Here is a 17,384-nt window from a genome sequence, read left to right as displayed (position 1 = left end):
TTGACGGTTTGCCTGCCCTAACGTTAAATTGTGGGCGTCCAATCCAAGCCAACAGGGGATTGTAGATGCTGGAGCTTGTGACCACCCGCTGACTGTCCCGATCGACCGGGACATCCAGATGCACCGTTTCGCAGCGGCGGTTTTGCCGTGCCCGAAGGGTGCCAGGGTGATTTCTGCACACAGGCTTTTCCATGAACATCTCTCGCAGCGAACAGCGCGTTCTGCACGTGCTGGCGCAAGGCGGCTATATCCGTCATCACCGGTCCGGCAACGGCCGCATAACAGACGTGCAGTGCTTCACGCGCGACGGCCTTCTCCTGTCCGATTGCACGCCCGAGGTCTTTGCCAAACTGCGGCGCAAACGCCTCATTGAATCCAGGGCATCCAGCCCCTACCGGATTTCCGGCACGGGACGCCTCAGCGTCCGGGCTCAGCCCGACAACCGTCAGGAGGCATTCGCATGATCATCCGCACCGAAATGGCCGCAGACACTCCGGCGATCCGCCGCGTGGTCACCGAAGCGCTCAAGATGCTGGCGCAATCCACCGGCACAGAGGCCGCGATTGTCGAGGCGCTGCGGGCCGATGGGGCCCTTGCGCTTTCACTCATCGCCGAAGAGGACGGCGAGGTAACGGGTTATCTCGCCGCCTCCTGGGCCCGCATAGGGCCGGATGGCCCCTGGGGGCTGATCGGCCCTCTGGCGGTGCTGCCCGAACGGCCCCGTCAGGGCACCGGCACGGCCCTGATGCGCGAAGCACTGCGCCAGCTCAGGCCGCTGGCGCGCGGGGCGGCGCTGGTGGGCAGCCCGGCCTATTATGCCCGGTTTGGCTTCCGGGCCTTTCCCGGGCTGGGCGTCACGGGCGTTCCTTCCAGCGTGGTTCTGGCGCTGCCTTTCGGCGGGCAGGCCCCGCAGGGAGAGCTGATCCATCACCCCGCCTTCGGACTGAATCAGCCGGACTGACACTTGGCCGGGCCGCATCGCCACAAGATGCGGCCCGGTCATCCCTTGCCGTCAGAAGGGCTTGTCGAGGCGAAGCCGGATCACTTCGAACGGCAAGCCGTTGTCATCCTCCGGACGCCGGCCCACCTCCAAGAAGCCAAGCCTGCGGTAAAAGCCCTGAGCGGCTTCGTTGCGGGCATAGACCTCCAGGTCCAGGCTGCTGCGGCTCTTGAGTGCATGGACCACAAGCGCCCTGCCAAGGCCGCGCCCATGTTGCGCCGGGTCCACAAAAAGGCCGCCGATAAAGTCATCGAGGAGGCCGATGAAGCCGGCCGGCTGGCCATTCACCTCGATGATCCAGGTCTCAGCCATGGGCAGATAGATCTCTGCGGTCAGCTTCTCCTGGGCATCGAGCTGGTCCTTGCCCAAGAAGGGATGGCCCAGCTCGGAGGCGGCCCGCCAGATGCGGAGCAGGCAGGGGGTATCATCCGGCCGGTACGGCCTGATGCAAAGCTCTGTCATGTTCATATTTCCGTCAGTCAGGCGCAAATGCGCACACTCAATCATCCGGCCGGATGGCCGCTCACCCAATAGGGTCAAACTGGATTGAAGCTTCTGCGCATAAATCTCCCTGACTGACTGAACCTGTCCTAGACGCGCGGCCAATCCCTGTCAACGCAGCCGCCTTCATGCAGCTCCTGTCATGCAATTGACAATCCCGGCCGCCCGGCGCAAAGGTTGGGCTCCACCTTGGGGAGTCCCGTGCAAGGGGCTGAGATACTGCTGGCGATGCAGCGCAGTGACCCGTTGAACCTGATCCAGTTCACGCTGGCGGAGGGATGGTGTGTGATGCGCGGAGGTCTGGCGTTTGCCGGCGGGCGCCTCACAAAGCCCTTCCGCCCGTGAGACAAATGCCACGGAAGCCGGAAGCGGATGCGCCAGACACACTCTCGCCTTTCCAGACTGTCAGGCTCTTCCACGGTGCTTGTCCGCGGGGCCGGGGTTGCCGGGCTTGCGGCGGCGCTGGAACTGTCCCGCCTTGGACTTGCCGTCACCGTGGCGGACACCAGTCCGGCGCCGGGACACGGGGCTTCCTTCTATGCCGGCGGCATGCTGGCGCCCTGGTGCGAGGCGGAGACCGCCGGGCCCGAGGTGCTGAAGCTTGGGCTGGAAGCTGCAGACTGGTGGGAGGCGGCCGTGCCGGGGCTTGTCTCCCGCAAGGGCACGCTGGTGCTGTGCCCGCCGCGCGATCAGGCGGAACTGCGCCGCTTTGCCAGCAGGTCCTCAGGCCACCGAATGGTAGATGCGGCGGAGATTGCCGAGCTGGAACCTGCGCTGGCCGGGCGGTTCATGACCGGATTGTTCTTCGAGAGCGAAGCGCATCTCGACCCGCGCCTTGCCATGACGGCGCTGTGGAAGCAGCTGGAAGCGCAAGGCGTCACCTTCCGGTTGGGCGATGCGGCGCAAGGGGCTGAGACGGACGCATCCCTCGTCATCGACTGCACGGGGCCGGGTGCCATCGGCCGGATGCCGGGTCTGCGCGGTGTGCGCGGCGAGATGCTGTATCTGGAGACCGGCGAGATTTCCCTGTCACGGCCCGTGCGGCTGCTGCATCCGCGCCATCCGCTTTATGTGGTGCCGCGCGGCGGCGGGCGCTTCATGGTGGGGGCGACCATGATCGAAAGCGACGACGGCGGCCCGGTGACGGCACGCTCGGTCATGGAACTGACCAACACCGCCTATGCGTTGCATCCCGCCTTTGGCGAAGCACGCATCGTGGAGCTTGGCGCCGGTGTGCGTCCGGCCTTTGACGACAACATGCCGCGCGTGGTGGCAGAGCGGGAGCGCCTGCCGCAAGGCACGGATCTCGCAGTGGCCGGCATGTACCGGCATGGTTTCCTGCTCGCCCCGGCCCTCGCCCGGCAGGCAGCGGATATGGCCGCACGGCGGCTGATGGAAAACAAGGGAGATGCAAACCCATGAATGTGCTGGTGAATGGCGAGGCCGTGGCCTGTGCGGCGGAAACCCTGCCGGCCCTGCTGCAGGAACTCGATTATGAAGGCGACTGGCTGGCCACCGCCGTCAACGGCGAACTGGTGCCGCGCGAAGCGCGCGAGGCCTGCCGGCTGAACGAGGGCGACCGGATCGAGATCCTGTCGCCGATGCAGGGAGGCTGAGATGAGCCTGACGCTTTATGGCAGCAACGTTTCATCCCGCATGCTGCTGGGCACGGCACGTTATCCTTCCCCTGCCGTTCTGGCCGGGGCGGTGCGCCGCTCGAAGGTTGAGATCGTCACCGTGTCGCTGCGCCGGGAGACGGCGGGCGGGCGCAATGGCGGCGCCTTTTTCCAGATGATCCGCGATCTTGGCGTCAAGGTTCTGCCCAATACGGCCGGATGCCACAGCGCGTCCGAGGCGGTGCTGACGGCGAAAATGGCGCGCGAGGTGTTCGCCACCAACTGGATCAAGCTGGAGGTGATCGGCCACCACGACACACTGCAGCCCGATGTGTTCGAACTGGTGGAGGCCGCGCGCATTCTCAGCGCCGAGGGCTTCGAGGTGTTTCCCTACACCACCGATGACCTGATCGTGGGGGAGAAGCTGCTGGCAGCCGGATGCCAGGTGCTGATGCCCTGGTGCGCCCCCATCGGCACGGCTGCGGGCCCGCAGAACCTTGCCGCCCTCAGGTCCATGCGTGCCGCCTTCCCGGACGTGCCGCTGATCGTCGACGCAGGGCTTGGACGCCCCTCCCATGCCACCACGGTGATGGAGCTGGGCTTTGATGCGGTGCTGCTCAACACGGCCGTGGCGGGAGCCGCGGATCCGGAGCTGATGGCCGAAGCCTTTGCCGGGGCGGTGGAGGCCGGGCGCCAAGGCTATCTTGCCGGATTGCTTGAACCAAGGGACATGGCCGTGCCATCAACCCCCATCATTGGCAAGGGAGCCTTCGGATGACGCTTGATCCGTTCTATCTCATCGTCGACAGCGCGGACTGGATCGTCCACCTTGTGCCGCAGGGCGTGAAGCTGGTGCAGTTGCGGGTCAAGGACTGCGCGCCGGACGAGTTGCGCCGCCAGATCCGCGACGCAAAAGCCGTGTGCGAGGCCCATGGCGCCACACTGGTGCTGAATGACTACTGGCAGATGGCCATCGACGAAGGCTGCAGCTGGCTGCATCTGGGGCAGGAGGATCTGGCGGAGGCCGATCTGCCCGCCATCCGCCGCGCCGGGCTGAAGCTGGGGCTCTCCACCCATGACGAGGCCGAACTTGAAACGGCGCTTGCCGCCAAGCCCGATTATGTGGCGCTGGGTCCGGTCTATCCCACCATCCTGAAGGAGATGACGTGGGCGCCGCAGGGACTGGAGAAGCTTGGCATCTGGAAGCAGCGCATTGGTGCATTGCCGCTGATCGGCATTGGCGGGCTGACACCGGAGCGGGCGGAAGCGGCGCTTGCCGCAGGGGCTGACAGTGCAGCGGTTGCCACCGACATCACCCGCAACACAGATCCGGAAGCGCGCGTGCGCGAATGGCTCGCCGCCACGGCCCGCTGGCGCTGAGCATCAACGGGGGATCGAGCCTCAGGCCTGTAGCGGTACAGTCATGCGCACGACAAGGCCATGGCCGGTGAACTCGCGCTCGATCTTGCCGCCCAGTTCGCCGCGGATGCTGGCGTCAATCAGCCGTGTGCCGAAGCCCTTGGCTGTCCCTGGTTCCACGGCTTGCGCGGATTTCTCCGTCCACACCAGTTGCAGAAGCTTGCCCTTTGGGGCGGCTTCCAGCGTCCAGTCCACGGTCAGAGAAGCCCCGTCATCGCCGACACGGGCATATTTGAGCGCGTTGGTTGCCAGCTCGTGGAAGACGAGGCTCAGCGCGTGCGCAGCCTTTTCGTTGAGAACCACCGGGGGGCCGCACAGCTTTTCACGCTGGAGCGCTTCGCCGAACACCTGCTCCAGTTCCTGCTCCAGAAGCTCGTTGAGCCCGGCGCGCTGCCAGCGGGACCGGGTCAGGAGGTCCTGCGCATTGGCCATAGCCTGCAGTCTGGAGGCAAAGGACGAAGAAAAGCTTTCCAGTGAAGGAGAACTGCTGGCCGTCTGGCGGGCAATGGCGAGAATGCGGGCAATGGAATTCTTGATCCGGTGCTTCATTTCCTGAAGCATCAGATCCTTCTCGGCGATGACCTGCTGCGACATGGTTTCCAGCTCACGCCGGGCTTCGACGGCCCGGCTCTGATTGCGGATGGAGACCGCCAGCGCCGCCGCGAACAGCAGCGAAAACGTGCAGATCAGCAGGGAGCGCCAATGCGCCGCGATGCCGTTCTTCGCATCAGGCTGCCGCACCCGCACGAGCCAGTCGCGGCCGGCAACGGTGATTTCTCCCGTCATGGACTGGAAGTCCTTTTCCGACAGCTTCACAAAACCGTCAGACCGGAACAGCACGGGCTGCGCGGAACTGTCGGCACCGGTGTCCGTCACCTCTACCTCGACCGGCAGTTCCAGCGGATGCGTCAAAGACGCAAGGATCAGATCTCCTGCGCGCACCGGAGCATAGATGAAACCGTCCGGCAGCCCGCCGGGCTCATCGCCCAGCACACGCGGCTGCGTTCCGCGAAAGGGACTGTAGACCAGAAAGCCTGCCTGTTTTTCTGTTCCGGTCTCCTGCACCAGTTCGACCGGCGCCGAGGCATGGGGCTTGCCGGTTTCCATGGCGCGCGACATGGCGGCCCGGCGCAGGGGCTCGCTGAACATGTCATATCCGATGGCCCGGGCGTTGCGCGGATCTTGCGGCTCCAGCATCACAATGGGCGTGCGCCAGTCTTCTGCGGTGGTCTTGGGCCAGACGGCAGCCTCACTCCCGAAATGGACGGACAGCGCCTCATTCACAGGGGCCTCAGCCCCGGTGCGGACCAACTGTGCAAAGCCGACGCCCTGCAGCCCGCGGAGCTGGCCTGTCAGCTCAAGGCCCAGAACGAAGGTGCGAAACTCGTTATGTTTGGCAATGCCCCCCGCAGCCTCGAAAAAGGCCTGGGTGGCCGCCAGAACACCAAGCTGCTGCTCTATGCGGCTGCTGACCCTGTCCACGGCTTCCCGGGCAACGGCTTCAAACCGCTGCCGTTCTGCCGTTGTTTCAGCCTGAAAAACGGCCCAGGTCAGCCACAGCCCAACACAGGCCACGGCAAGGAACACGGCCGGGGGGAGATACTTCCTCATGACATCTGCAACCGTGCTCGGGGGACAGGGGTGAAGACACCCTGCCAGTTGAGGGAGTAAACGGTGTGCCTTGTCAGTTTTCAATAGGTTACGTTAGGACAATGTGCTGAATTTTCGGGGTTAACCCCATCTGGCCGGAGAAATCAGGCCGGATGGGGCTCCACGGGAAACTCGATGCTGTATGTCACCAGGCGCGGCGTAAGGCTGTAGCTGGCCTTGCCGTTGACAGCCAGCGGTACAACCCGCTCCAGCACGGTGCTGCCAAAATGGCGGTCATAGGCCGTGCGGGATGTCTGGCCGGCGCCCGTCCCGGCGGCCGGTTCGCCGGCCTGCGGCGTCACGGTTTCGATCCAGACGATTTCCGCCATCCGTACACCGTCCTGCTTGCTCAGCCGGCAGCGCACCGTGACCGGCGGGCCAACGGTCAGCGCCGTTCCGTAGCTGACCGCATTGACCATCAGTTCGTGCAGGGCAAGGCCCACATGCAAGGCCGCATTCGGGTCCAGCAGGGCGTTGTCGCCCAGCACCTCGACCAGATGCGGATTCTGCGGCACATAGCGGCTGACCTGCTGGCGCACCAGATCCTCGAAATAGGCGCCATGCCAATTGGAGTCCGTCACCAGATCCTGAGACTGCGCCAGCGAATGCAGCCGCCCCCGGAACTTGGCCAGAAACTGGTCCATCCGGGTGGAGTGCCGCGCCGTCTGCGAGGCAATGCTCTGGATGATGGCAAGAAGGTTCTTGGACCGGTGGCTGACCTCGCGCAGAAGCGCCCGGAGCACCTTCTCGCGGCGGGTCTTTTCGGTGAGGTCGGCGATCGTCGTCAGCAGATAGGGCCGCGCGCCGAAGGACGTCACCTGTTCCACATTGAAGGAAAAAACCCCGGCCTCACCGAGATCGGCCTCAAGAAAAGCCGGCTCGCCCGAGGCCATGACCTGAGCCTTGCTGGCCGCCAGCATTCCAGCCACCTCGTCACCGAAAATGGCGGCATCGGTCGGATGGCCTCCTTCCGGATCCAGCCTCCAGGGCGCGGGGAGATTGGCGGCATAGACATAGTTCAGCTGGCTGTCCTGAAGGGTAAGGCAGATGCCCGACCGCTCCAGCGCCAGCAGCAGATATTCACGCAGATGGGTCTCCGGCTGCCCCGGATCCTTCCAGATCAACCGATGAACCACCGGCGCCACTCCAACTCTCGCAGAAAGGGGCTCCGCTGCTCTTGCAGCCAGCCCCTCCTGCTGTTCGCTCCGGAACATCACCTCTGCCCTAGCCCCGGCGCAGCACACCAGCGATCAGGGACAGGACGAGGAAGACCAGAAACACGAAGAATAGAATCTGTGCAATACCGGCAGAAGCACCGGCAATGCCGCCAAACCCCAACACACCTGCGATGATCGCAATCACAAGAAATACAGCCGCATAATACAGCATGATCAACTCCTTCTGAAAGACACAAGTCCTGCATTGCCACAGGACTTTCCGCTCTCCAGCTTCGAGACTTTCACCACCTCTGCTTTGCAACGATAGTATGCAGTGCAGAGGCAAGGTGCTGATCATGTAACGGCTGAACTCCCGTGTGGTTCCATCGCATCCGGCTCTCGAGGGGTGAAACCTGTTATAGCAAGACCCTGCGGCGCTGACGCATCAAGCCCTGGAAGGCGGAAGCGCCATGCGGCATGGCATTACTCCGCCGCCGCAGCCCTGGCGCTTTCGTCGAAGAACAGGGCCTGGCTGATCAGGGCCTTCACCATGTCCGGATTGAAAGGCTTGGTCACAAGGAACGCCGGTTCCGGCCGCTCGCCCGTCAGAAGGCGCTCCGGGAAGGCGGTGATGAAGATGACCGGCACCGTCACGTCGGCGAGGATCTCGTTCACCGCATCAAGGCCGGAACTGCCATCGGCAAGCTGGATATCGGCGAGGATCATCCGCGGCCGGGTCTCGCGGAACAGTTCCACGGCCTCCGCATGGGTGCGGGCAATGCCGGTAACCCGGTGGCCCAGCCCTTCCACCATCTGCTCGATGTCCATGGCGATCAGCGGCTCATCCTCGATGATCATGATATCGGTGGCCACCTGACGGGAGATGTCCTCCGCCGCCTCGCGCAGCAGGGCGCCAAACTCGGTTTCCGTCACGGACAGGATATCGGCTGCCTGGGCTGGGGTGAACTCCTCCACCGACACCAGCAGGAAAGCGAGACGGCTGCGTGGCGGCAGCGACGCAAGGTAGCTGGAGGCCCGGCGCTCCCACAGGAACGGCGATTCCGACGTCTCGATCTTGATCAGCGTGGAACCAAAAAGCGTGGCAAAGAGTTTGTAAAGCGCAACCCGGTCGTCCTGCGCCTCTGGCAGAAGCGACACATCGGCAATCAAGGCCTCGAGGGTCGCCGCGACATAGGCATCGCCTGATGCCTGCGAGCCGGTCACGGCTCTGGCGTAGCGGCGCAGATAGCTCAGGTGAGGTGCAATACGGGTCGAAAGCGACATTAAAAAACGCTCCATAGGGCTCCCCGTGTGGCGTCCGGAATGGAACTGTGCCGGGGAGAAACCGGATTGTGACCGCCCGCACGCACGGGCATCTTGGGAAAGGAACGGCTGGTTCCAAAAAAAGTTCCTCCTGCCTGGAACTTTTTTTGACGGTCTGCATTTTCCTGACAGATACGAAACGGATGCACGATGCCCATGAACGACTGGAAAAAGCCCGGAACACCGGACGCTGGCACTGGAGCGCTGGATGGCGCCCATGCGCAGCAGATCTCGGCCCGCCTCCGGCAGCTTTACGACACGGTACAGAATGAAGGGATTCCCGACCGGTTCCTCGATCTTCTGGAGCGCCTCGACGAAGCTGAGGAGAGGAGCTTGAAGAAATGACGGCAGCGGGGACGGCAGACACGGCGCAGGCGGCAGACCCGCGCAAGATCTTCAAGCGTGAGATGCTCGCCTGCCTGCCAAGCCTTCGCGCCTTTGGTGTGTCGCTGGCCGGGAACGCCGACAGGGCTGATGATCTGGTGCAGGACGCCATCATGAAGGCCTGGGCCAAGCAGGAAAGCTTCGAGCTGGGCACCAATATGAAGGCTTGGCTCTTCACCATCCTGCGCAACGAATTCTACAGCCAGGCCCGCAAGCGCGGCCGTGAGGTGCAGGACAGCGACGGCCTGTTCACCGAGCGCCTCGCCGTGCATCCGGGCCAGTATGGCTCGCTCGACCTGCAGGACTTCCGCAAGGCGCTGGAAGAGCTGCCCGACGATCAGCGCGAAGCCATCATTCTGATCGGCGCCTCCGGCTTTTCCTATGAGGAAGCGGCGGAGATCTGCGGCTGTGCCATCGGCACGATCAAGAGCCGGGTCAACCGCGCCCGCAACCGCCTGCAGGAACGGCTGCAGATCAGCGGCGAAGAAGATTACGGCCCCGACAGCCTGTCTGCGCCTGTCACCCAGCAGCTATTTCACGGCTGACCGCAAAGCAGCCCTGTGGCCTTGCCTGCGGCGGGCAGAACTGTCCTTCGTTCTGCCCGCTTGTGCTGTCTGGATGTCCCGGCTGCGGCACGAGAGGGAGTTTGAATGCGCGTTACAGCTCTCCTGAACCGGGATGGCGGCACCCTGAAGACGGCCGATATTCAGGCGGTCTGCAACCTTATCGAGACGGAGTTCTCCGCCGCAGGCCATGAAGTGCAGTGTATCGTCACCTCCTCCGCCCGCCTTGAAGACAATCTGAAACGCATTGCGGATGATCCGGCGGCAGAGATCATCCTTGCCGGCGGCGGGGATGGCACCATCTCGGCTGCCGCTGCGATGGCCTACCGCTCCGGCAAGGTGCTGGGCGTGCTTCCGGCCGGGACCATGAATCTCTTTGCCCGCTCGCTCGCCATTCCCTTGCCGCTCGACAAGGCCATCGCGGCTCTGGCGAAGGCAGAGGTGGTGCGCTCCGACATCGGCCTGATGAACGGCCGGCCCTTCGTGCATCAGTTTTCCCTCGGCCTGCAGGCGCAGATGATCCGGGAGCGCGACAAGGCGGAACATGCCTCGCGCCTTGCCAAGATGTGGGGCAGCTTCCGCGCCTTCCTGCGCTCCACCTTCCGCCCCTTTTCCTTTCGCGCCAAACTGCGCACCGGCAGCGAGGTCCGGCGCGGGCGCTTCAGCATCATTGCCGTGTCCAACAACGTCTATGGCGAGGGCACGCTGCCCTATGCGGCGCGGCTGGACGAGGGGGTTCTGGGGGTCTACAGCGTCCACCGGCTGACCGCGCTGGAAACAACGCTGCTGGCCGCTGACCTTGCCCGCGGTGCGTGGCGTTCCAACGCCAATCTCATGTATGACCGCGCCCGTGAGGTCGAGGTGGAACTCTCCCCTTCCATGCGCCGCAAGATTGGCGTGCTGGATGGCGAACTGATCGGCCTGCCGCTGAAGATCACCGTGAAGATCGAGCCGCAGGCTCTCGCCGTGTTGCGGCCGGCTGCGGCCGGGGCAGCGTGAGCCCCCTCCGGCGCCGTTCTCCTGACAACGGAAAATCCCGGCACAAGACCGGGACGAATGCAGATGGCTGGCTTGGTAAGGGTTTGTTCCAAGGCTCCCGATGCAGGCGCATCACGGCAGGAAATTGCTCTGGAACATTGCTCTGGCACCGCGCGGACTTGGTTACCACCCACTGAGTCAAGCTCAGTGGGTGGTGTTATTCGCTGCCGGACGAGCGGGTGCGGGTGGCGAGGAACAGGCCGGCTATTGCGAGAACGGCCAGGCCCATGGTCTTGCCCTTTCCGCCGCCCGCCAGAAGGGGTGCAGCCGCGGCAAGAGCAATGGCGTTGAGCGCGCGTTTCTGCTCACGCTTGCGCCGGTCCTGCCGGTTCAAAAGCATCATGATGGCCACCAGCAGCGCAGCCAGAGACAGCAGCAGCAGCGCAGCAACGAAAAGGACGGCAACCGGATCATATCCGGTGCGGATCACCCAGATCACGGCGGCGGTGGCGCCGAAGCCCCAGGCGGTGAGCACCAGCAGGGCACAACCCCCAAGCAGCAGGACGCTGCGGCGAAGCTGCCGCAGCCTTCCTTTTGCATCACCCAGGGTGTCCAGGGCGAGGGAAGCCAGAAGGCGCATGGTTTAGCGCCGCATCAGCAGGGCTGCGAGCACGCCGGCGCCAGCGGCAATGGCCAGCGACTGGAGCGGGCGGGCGCGAACCTGTGTGGCAACCTTGCCTTCCAGATCGGCAAGCTCTTTCTTGAGCGTTTCCAGCGCATCCTCACCGGCGACCTTCAGGTCATCGGCCTTGCCGCTGCCATAGCTGGCGACGGCCTTGCCGAGATCGGCGACATCGGCCCGGACGCGGGCGATGCGCTCTTCCAGATCCTTGGCGGAAACAGACTTGCTGGTGTCATTTGCGGCATTCTGAACTGCTGCAGGCATGATGTGCTCCTGTGTCAGGGCCGGAAGCCGGCCCGGATGAAGGGAAATAGTCCGGCCGGTGGCGCCCACGATTGCGGGCGCCACGCAGGGTTTGACCGATGTTCAGGCAGGGTTAGCGGATAACCGTGGTTTCCGGGCTCTGCCGGTAGGCTTCCAGCGTATAGGCCGGAGCGTTCTCGATGGCCTCCGGCGTCACTGACGTGGTGGCCTGAATGGTGCCCTCGGCATCACGCTGGATCATCACGTTGGAGGCTTCAACGGCCACCGGCTTGCTGCCGATGCCAAGCACGCCGCCCACGTTGATCACATAGGCCTCGGCCTTGCCGGCGGGCGCGATCACCACATCGGAGATCTTCCCGGCGGTGCTGCCGTCTGCCGTGACCAGATTGGTGCCGATCAGGTTGTCAGTGCTGATCACATTGACACCAGCTGCCTGGCTGCCATCCACCTGGCCCGTGGCTCCTGCCCCCGGCATCGCCGTGGTGGTGCCGGCGGTATCGTCGGTCAAACCGACCGATTCGCTCAGCTCATCGATCACCGACGGGCCGGTCAGGCTGGTCTTGTCGAAGGCAGGCTCGGCATTCAGCTGCTGCGGCGTCATCTGCACCATCAGGCGGCTTTCGCCGTTCTGGTCGATCCCGGTCAGCTGATCGAAGGGAACGGCAACGTCCTTGCCTTCGGCCTCAGCGGTGCTGTCAACCGAGATGATCACGGCGTTGACCTCACCGGTCTCGGTCATCGCCACATCGGACACTCTGCCGATGCGCTCGCCTTCGGTGGAACCGGTCGCATGGACGTCCTCACCGATCAGGCTGCTGGCGACAACCTCGGATGTGATGCCGGAGAGGCCGGACGGAGCCATCGTGCCAGAGGGCTGGCTCATGTCCTGCTCCGGCATCACGCCCGGCTGTGTATCCATCGGAGCACCTGGCATTACTGCAGGGTTTTCGACAGACGGCGCCGTCCCTGTTGCGTTATTCATGTCCTGCGCCATTGCCGGGGCGGCAACGAGTACAGAAACAAGAGCGGTTGTAGCAATAATCCTTTGGATCATTATTTATCCTCCATTTCTTGCAGATGGCCTCATTGATCCCTGAATTGAGAAACAACTGAAAGCCATCCTGTTTTTCCCACACACGATAGCAAAACACACCACGGAGAACTTTGTTCCAAAAAATTTTGCTGCACGTTTCGCCGGGCCGGGATCATCAACCATCTTTACTTGAATCAAAAACTCAGGTATTGAAGGCAAAATCAAAAACTCAAGGTTGCGTGCCCGTGGCAAAACTCCGGATGCTGATGCTGGCCTTGGCGGCCAATGCATTCCATCAGGCGGCATTGATCGCCCTTGTGCCGGTATTGCAGCATCTTTTCGGTGTCAGTCTCGCAACGCTCGGGGCCCTGGTCGGGCTTGGCCTGCTCGCGGCCGCTCTTGCCATTCCGGGCTGGGGCCGTGTGGCAGCCAGCGGTGGGCTTGACCGGGCCCTGCAGCTGACACTGACAGGTGCCGGCCTCGGCGCCATGATGATGGGCGCAGGCATTGCCGCAGCAGCATATGGCTGGCTCGCCGCCCTGCCGGCCTTCGCGCTTCTGGCTGCCGGACGCCTGATCTACAGCCTCAGCGCCCCGGCCATTCTGCCGCTGGCACAAAGCGCGGGCACGGTCCGGAAACCGCAGAACACCGGAACAGAGGGCGCGGCGCTGGCCGGTCACATCGGCCGGCTCAATGCCATGAACGGCATTGGCCGCCTCGCCGGAAACGCCCTGATCGCGCCCCTGCTTCTGCTTGGCGCCTGGGCGCCCGTTCTGCTGCCCCTGCCGGTCTATCTGGCGGCGCTTGTGCTTTTCCTGCGCAAAGACAGCGGCGAAAAACCTGCCGTCCGCCCGGTTCCGAAGATGGAAGCCGGTGCAGCCAGACCGGGCTGGCGCCCGCTGGCGGGGCCTCTGTCTCTTGGTTTCCTGCTGCAGCTGTCCACGGGCGCGGCTTATGTGCTGCTTGGGCCCGTCATCGCGCAGCGGCTTTCCCTCTCTCCTTCGGAAGCGGCCAGCGCGGCCGGCTTGTGCCTGGCCGTCTCTGTCGCGGTGGGCATTGCCGTGCAGCTCGGCCTTGAGCGGATCATCGGCCACCGCCTTCAGGCAGGCCGCCTGGCCGGGGCAGTGCTTTGCGCTGCCGGGCTTGGCCTTCTGACCTTTGCCGCCAGCCTGCCGGTGCTGGCGCTTGCCGCAGCGCTCACCGCTGCCGGTCTTTCCGTAGCCTTGGGCGCCAATACGGCGCTGACGCTGTCTGCCGAAGGCATGCCTGCGTCAGGCCGCGCCCTGGCCTCCACCCGCCTCAGCAGCCTGCAATTTGCAGGGCTTGCTGCAGGCTCCCTTGCGGGCGGTGTTCTGGGCTCCCTCAGCCTCGACATGGCCCTTGCCGTTCTGGCGGGCGCAACCGCGCTCACCGCAATTCTCATCCCAATCCTCACCCGTTTCAGCCGCAGCAGCGGCCCGGCGCTTCAGCTCCCCCTCCCGGATTTGTCCGCCGCCGCCCCTGTCCACGCCCCTCATAAAGGAGCATCAGAATGAACCCCGTGCTCGAAATGCGCCCCCATGCCGGCACCCCCGCCTTGCCGCTTGATGTGGCTGGAATTGGCATCGGCCCCTTCAATCTCAGCGTCGCTGCGCTCCTCGACAGCGTGCCGGGGCTGAATGCGCGCTTTTTTGAGAAGAAGAAGCAATTCATCTGGCATCAGGGTCTGATGTTCCCCGGCTCGATCCTGCAGACCTCGTTCCTCAAGGATCTGGTCACGCCCGTCCTGCCGACCAGCCCGCATTCCTTCACCGCCTTTCTGGTGGAGAAGAAGCGCTTCTATGACTTCCTTTCCGGCCGCTTCACCGGCGTCACACGGATGGAATTCAACGAATATCTGCAGTGGGTGAGCGGACGGCTCGACACTCTCACCTTTGGCGAGGAAGCCACGGCCGTCCATCTGGACGGCAGCCGCCTGCGGCTGGAATTTGCCAGCGGCCGCACGGAGCTGGCGCACAATCTCATTGCAGGCGCAGGCATGGCGCCGTTTGTGCCGCCCTGCACGGCCGTGCATCTGGGGGCCGACTGCTTCCATGCGGGAACCTACCTGACCCAGCCGCGCAGTTTCACGGGCAAGCGCGTGGCCGTGATCGGCGGCGGGCAGACCGGCGCGGAAATCCTGCTCGACCTTCTGACCCGCGCCGAGGGCGCGCCTGCGCACGTAAGCTGGATCAGCAATCTGCCGCGCTTCTCGCCGCTGGAGGAAGGCGGCTTTGTCGATCAGGTGTTCACGCCGGGTTATGTCGCGGCCTATCAGACGCTCCCCTTCGAGGCCCAGCGCAGCGAGATTTCCTGCCAGAAGCTCGCCAGCGACGGACTGACGCCAGCTACGGTGGACACACTCTTTGCAGAGATCTACCGCCGCCGCCATCTCATGGGCGAGAACTGCATTTCCCTGCTGCCGGGCCGCAATCTGGAGGCAATGGACCGGCAGAACGGCGGTTTCCTGCTGCACACGCACGCGATCACCAGCGGCGAAAGCGAGCTTTTCGGCGCCGATGCGGTGATCCTGGCGACCGGCGCCCGCCCTGCCCTGCCAGCCTGCCTTGAGCCGTTGCGCCACCGGCTGGATCTCGATGCCAATGGCCTGCCGGTCCTGGATGCCAGCTACCGCCTGCAATGGGATGGGCCCTCCAGCATCGGCCTCTTCGGCCTCAATCTCGGCCTGTCGTCGCATGGCATCGTCGATCCGCAGATGAGCCTCATGGCCTGGCGCAGCGCCGTCATCATCAACGCCCTGACCGGAGAAGACCTCTTCGATGTCAGCGCCGGACCGGAACTGGTGGACTGGCCGAAGCGTCTCCCGGATGAAGCCCCGCTCACCCGGGCCGTCGGCTAACCCGGCCGCCACCATCGCCGCCGCCTGCCAGACCTGCCCCGGTCCTGGCGGCGGCGGCTGACCTGATCCCGATTGACGAGGACCCGGCATGAACCAGCTTCTGCCTTCAAACCGGATGACACCCGCTGCCGCGCCCATGGATGCCGCAGCGCTGGCCGATCATTCCGCCGCGAGCGCTTTCCTGAATGCCCTTCTGCGTGAGTGGGACGGCTGGTCTGCGCTTGCCCCCGGTGAGCGGGCGAGCCTTGAGGCCTCCCTGCCGGACGGTTTTGCCGCGCCGGGCGGAGAAATCCTGAAACTGCCGCTTGCGGGCGGCGGTGCGCTTTTGATCCACGCCCCGGCCCGCACCCCCTTCCGCACCGCCGTGCGCCTGCCTTTCTGTCTGATGGGCGCTGACGGCAGCCTGCGCAAGGTGCCGCTGGCCACAGCACTGGCCCTGCTCATCACCGATCCGGTAGCAAGCGCGGGCGATGAAGCCCTGCAGATGAAGCTGCTGCAGCGGGTGATGGACAGCCGGCTTGCCGTCGAAGCAGCCTTCCGTGCCCGCCCGCCGCTGGGCCTCGCCTCAGGCTGGACTTTCCAGCAGGGGGAGCAAGCCCTGACCGGCGGCCACGCCACCCATCCCAATCCGCGCAGCCGCGACGGGCTGGATCTCCCGGAGGCACGCCGCTTCGCGCCGGATCTAGGCGGATGTTTCCCGCTGTTCTGGTGCCTCGCCCACCGCTCCATCCTCGTCCTTGCCAGCGGCACGCTGACCCCGGCAGAACAGATGCTGCGGGTCCTGGCAGACAGTGATCCGTCCTTGCCGCAAGAGCTGCGCCAGCCGGAAGACGGCTTCGTGCCGCTGCCCTGGCATCCGTTTCAGGCGCCGAAGCTTCTTGCCCGGGCGGATGTCATCGCCCTCCTGCGCGAAGGCCTGCTGCGCCCGCTGGGCGAACTGGGCCAGCCCTTTGCCGCCACCGGCTCGTTCCGGGGTGTCCATGCCTGGCATGCGCCGTCCATGCTGAAATTCTCGCTGTCGCTGCGCCTCACCAACTCCCGCCGTACCTTGGCGCGCAAGGAGGTGGAACGCGGGCTGCAACTGGCCGAATTGCTGGATGGCCCGATCGGTGAAAGCCTTGCCACCGAATTCCCGAAGGCCTCGATCCTGCGCGAACCGGCCTATGTGGCGCTGAAGGATGCCGATGGCGGGGCGCTGGAGGAAAGTTTCGTTGTCCTGCGCGACAACCCGTTCCGTGATGAAACCGCCGCCGGGCCGGTGATGATGGCGGGCCTGTGCGAGCAGCGCCCAGATGGAGCTTCTCCGCTGGGCGAACTGATCCTGACCCGTGCCGCCCGCAATGGCGGCGCAGCGGAGGATCTGGCGGAAAGCTGGCTGCAGGGCTTCCTGGATGCGGCGATCCATCCGCTTCTGGAAATCCGCGCCCGCTACGGCCTGCTTTTTGGTGCGCATCAGCAGAACATGACGCTGGCGCTCGATGAGCACGGCTGGCCCGCGCATCTGTGGCTGCGCGACTGTCAGGGCACCGGCCATCTGACCACCCATCACGAGATGCTGGCAAAGCACCTGCCCGATATCGGCCGCCACGCGGAGAACGTGGTGCCGCCGGAACTGGGTGACGGGCTCTTCTGCTACTACGTCATCATCAACAATCTGATGAGCGTGATCGCCACACTGGTGCTGGATGGCCTCATCACGGAAGAGCGGGCCAACCGCTGCCTTCTGACCTTCCTGCAGCGGGAGAAGGCGCAGAGCCGGGGCGACACCAGCCTGCATGACTTCCTGCTGAACCGCCCCACCTGGGTGAGCAAGGGCAATTACCGCACCAGCCTCAGCAACGTGAACGAGGCTTCGGGCGATGGCTCGGGCCAGCTCGCCGCCTTCCTTGAAATGCCGAACCCGCTGCTGCCGCTGATGCGCGCGGACGGTAAGTGA

General features: G+C 64.5%; 20 protein-coding genes and 1 riboswitch. Of the genes, 12 read left to right on the top strand and 8 right to left on the bottom strand.

Annotated elements, in window-relative coordinates; all coding sequences use genetic code 11:
• Nucleotides 1–191 precede the first annotated feature (191 nt).
• The gene (locus tag IF10I1_RS19650) at nucleotides 192–464 is read left to right on the top strand and encodes a YjhX family toxin (protein WP_186391488.1); all 273 of its coding nucleotides are present in this window, start codon (nucleotides 192–194) and stop codon (nucleotides 462–464) included.
• Nucleotides 461–961 carry a GNAT family N-acetyltransferase gene (locus IF10I1_RS19645; RefSeq protein ID WP_186391487.1) on the top strand — a complete coding sequence of 167 codons (501 nt, stop codon included), beginning with the start codon at nucleotides 461–463 and terminating at the stop codon, nucleotides 959–961. The genes IF10I1_RS19650 and IF10I1_RS19645 overlap by 4 nt, the downstream gene beginning before the upstream one ends.
• Nucleotides 962–1,012: 51 nt before the next feature.
• Here IF10I1_RS19645 and IF10I1_RS19640 read toward each other — a convergent pair whose 3' ends face one another.
• The gene (locus IF10I1_RS19640) at nucleotides 1,013–1,462 is read right to left on the bottom strand and encodes a GNAT family N-acetyltransferase (RefSeq protein ID WP_371328520.1); all 450 of its coding nucleotides are present in this window, start codon (nucleotides 1,460–1,462) and stop codon (nucleotides 1,013–1,015) included.
• A 219-nt stretch (nucleotides 1,463–1,681) separates the two neighbouring features.
• Nucleotides 1,682–1,797, top strand: a riboswitch (TPP riboswitch).
• 76 nt (nucleotides 1,798–1,873) lie between these two features.
• On the opposite strand from IF10I1_RS19640, the gene thiO reads away from it, so the two are divergent.
• The 4 genes from thiO to IF10I1_RS19620 are packed head-to-tail and all read left to right on the top strand — an operon-like array spanning nucleotide 1,874 to nucleotide 4,497.
• Nucleotides 1,874–2,923: a glycine oxidase ThiO gene (thiO, locus tag IF10I1_RS19635; RefSeq protein ID WP_186391486.1), complete on the top strand. Its 1,050-nt coding sequence runs from the start codon at nucleotides 1,874–1,876 to the stop codon at nucleotides 2,921–2,923.
• Nucleotides 2,920–3,117, top strand: coding sequence for a sulfur carrier protein ThiS (gene thiS / locus IF10I1_RS19630; protein WP_122522306.1), 198 nt, complete (start codon nucleotides 2,920–2,922; stop codon nucleotides 3,115–3,117). Before thiO ends, thiS begins: the two co-directional genes overlap by 4 nt.
• A 1-nt stretch (nucleotide 3,118) precedes the next feature.
• Nucleotides 3,119–3,895: a thiazole synthase gene (locus IF10I1_RS19625; protein ID WP_123193257.1), complete on the top strand. Its 777-nt coding sequence runs from the start codon at nucleotides 3,119–3,121 to the stop codon at nucleotides 3,893–3,895.
• Nucleotides 3,892–4,497, top strand: coding sequence for a thiamine phosphate synthase (locus tag IF10I1_RS19620; RefSeq protein ID WP_186391485.1), 606 nt, complete (start codon nucleotides 3,892–3,894; stop codon nucleotides 4,495–4,497). Before IF10I1_RS19625 ends, IF10I1_RS19620 begins: the two co-directional genes overlap by 4 nt.
• Nucleotides 4,498–4,518: 21 nt before the next feature.
• Here the strand turns inward: IF10I1_RS19620 and IF10I1_RS19615 are convergent, their stop codons facing one another.
• The 4 genes from IF10I1_RS19615 to IF10I1_RS19600 all read right to left on the bottom strand — a co-directional run bounded on the left by IF10I1_RS19615 (nucleotide 4,519) and on the right by IF10I1_RS19600 (nucleotide 8,627).
• On the bottom strand, nucleotides 4,519–6,147 hold the full coding sequence (locus tag IF10I1_RS19615; RefSeq protein WP_186391484.1) for a CHASE domain-containing protein: 1,629 nt from the start codon (nucleotides 6,145–6,147) through the stop codon (nucleotides 4,519–4,521).
• A 143-nt stretch (nucleotides 6,148–6,290) separates the two neighbouring features.
• Nucleotides 6,291–7,322, bottom strand: coding sequence for a sensor histidine kinase (locus IF10I1_RS19610; RefSeq protein ID WP_186391483.1), 1,032 nt, complete (start codon nucleotides 7,320–7,322; stop codon nucleotides 6,291–6,293).
• 88 nt (nucleotides 7,323–7,410) lie between these two features.
• A complete protein-coding gene (locus tag IF10I1_RS19605) occupies nucleotides 7,411–7,575 on the bottom strand; it encodes a DUF1328 domain-containing protein (protein WP_072242536.1) in 165 nt (54 codons plus the stop codon).
• A gap of 251 nt (nucleotides 7,576–7,826) precedes the next feature.
• Entirely contained in the window at nucleotides 7,827–8,627 is an 801-nt protein-coding gene (locus tag IF10I1_RS19600) for a response regulator (RefSeq protein ID WP_058898218.1), read from the bottom strand.
• A 195-nt stretch (nucleotides 8,628–8,822) separates the two neighbouring features.
• Between IF10I1_RS19600 and IF10I1_RS19595 the strand changes: the two genes are divergently transcribed.
• The 3 genes from IF10I1_RS19595 to IF10I1_RS19585 all read left to right on the top strand — a co-directional run bounded on the left by IF10I1_RS19595 (nucleotide 8,823) and on the right by IF10I1_RS19585 (nucleotide 10,612).
• Nucleotides 8,823–9,011 (top strand): NepR family anti-sigma factor, encoded by a 189-nt coding sequence (locus tag IF10I1_RS19595; RefSeq protein WP_094462866.1) that lies wholly within the window; start codon nucleotides 8,823–8,825, stop codon nucleotides 9,009–9,011.
• On the top strand, nucleotides 9,008–9,595 hold the full coding sequence (locus tag IF10I1_RS19590) for an RNA polymerase sigma factor (protein ID WP_050473528.1): 588 nt from the start codon (nucleotides 9,008–9,010) through the stop codon (nucleotides 9,593–9,595). Before IF10I1_RS19595 ends, IF10I1_RS19590 begins: the two co-directional genes overlap by 4 nt.
• A gap of 105 nt (nucleotides 9,596–9,700) precedes the next feature.
• Entirely contained in the window at nucleotides 9,701–10,612 is a 912-nt protein-coding gene (locus IF10I1_RS19585; RefSeq protein WP_186391482.1) for a diacylglycerol kinase family protein, read from the top strand.
• Between the two features lie 196 nt (nucleotides 10,613–10,808).
• Here IF10I1_RS19585 and IF10I1_RS19580 read toward each other — a convergent pair whose 3' ends face one another.
• The 3 genes from IF10I1_RS19580 to IF10I1_RS19570 form a co-directional block, all read right to left on the bottom strand.
• Complete coding sequence (locus tag IF10I1_RS19580) at nucleotides 10,809–11,231, bottom strand: hypothetical protein (protein WP_186391481.1); 423 nt, start codon at nucleotides 11,229–11,231, stop codon at nucleotides 10,809–10,811.
• Between the two features lie 3 nt (nucleotides 11,232–11,234).
• Nucleotides 11,235–11,537 (bottom strand): hypothetical protein, encoded by a 303-nt coding sequence (locus IF10I1_RS19575; protein WP_082206017.1) that lies wholly within the window; start codon nucleotides 11,535–11,537, stop codon nucleotides 11,235–11,237.
• Nucleotides 11,538–11,649: 112 nt separating this feature from the next.
• Nucleotides 11,650–12,456 carry a PRC-barrel domain-containing protein gene (locus tag IF10I1_RS19570; RefSeq protein WP_208994294.1) on the bottom strand — a complete coding sequence of 269 codons (807 nt, stop codon included), beginning with the start codon at nucleotides 12,454–12,456 and terminating at the stop codon, nucleotides 11,650–11,652.
• A 359-nt stretch (nucleotides 12,457–12,815) separates the two neighbouring features.
• On the opposite strand from IF10I1_RS19570, the gene IF10I1_RS19565 reads away from it, so the two are divergent.
• The 3 genes from IF10I1_RS19565 (at nucleotide 12,816) to IF10I1_RS19555 (ending at nucleotide 17,384) form a co-directional block, all read left to right on the top strand.
• Entirely contained in the window at nucleotides 12,816–14,105 is a 1,290-nt protein-coding gene (locus tag IF10I1_RS19565; RefSeq protein ID WP_186391480.1) for an MFS transporter, read from the top strand.
• Nucleotides 14,102–15,448, top strand: a complete 1,347-nt coding sequence (locus IF10I1_RS19560; RefSeq protein WP_186391479.1) for a lysine N(6)-hydroxylase/L-ornithine N(5)-oxygenase family protein — start codon at nucleotides 14,102–14,104, stop codon at nucleotides 15,446–15,448. Before IF10I1_RS19565 ends, IF10I1_RS19560 begins: the two co-directional genes overlap by 4 nt.
• Nucleotides 15,449–15,536: 88 nt before the next feature.
• Nucleotides 15,537–17,384: an IucA/IucC family siderophore biosynthesis protein gene (locus tag IF10I1_RS19555; protein ID WP_186391478.1), complete on the top strand. Its 1,848-nt coding sequence runs from the start codon at nucleotides 15,537–15,539 to the stop codon at nucleotides 17,382–17,384.

The sequence above is a fragment of the Pannonibacter sp. I15F10I1 genome (assembly GCF_900185665.1).
GTDB classification, from domain to species: Bacteria; Pseudomonadota; Alphaproteobacteria; order Rhizobiales; family Stappiaceae; genus Pannonibacter; species Pannonibacter indicus.
The sequence above is the reverse complement of the archived record's forward strand: the minus strand, read 5'-3'. Positions and strand labels throughout refer to the sequence as shown.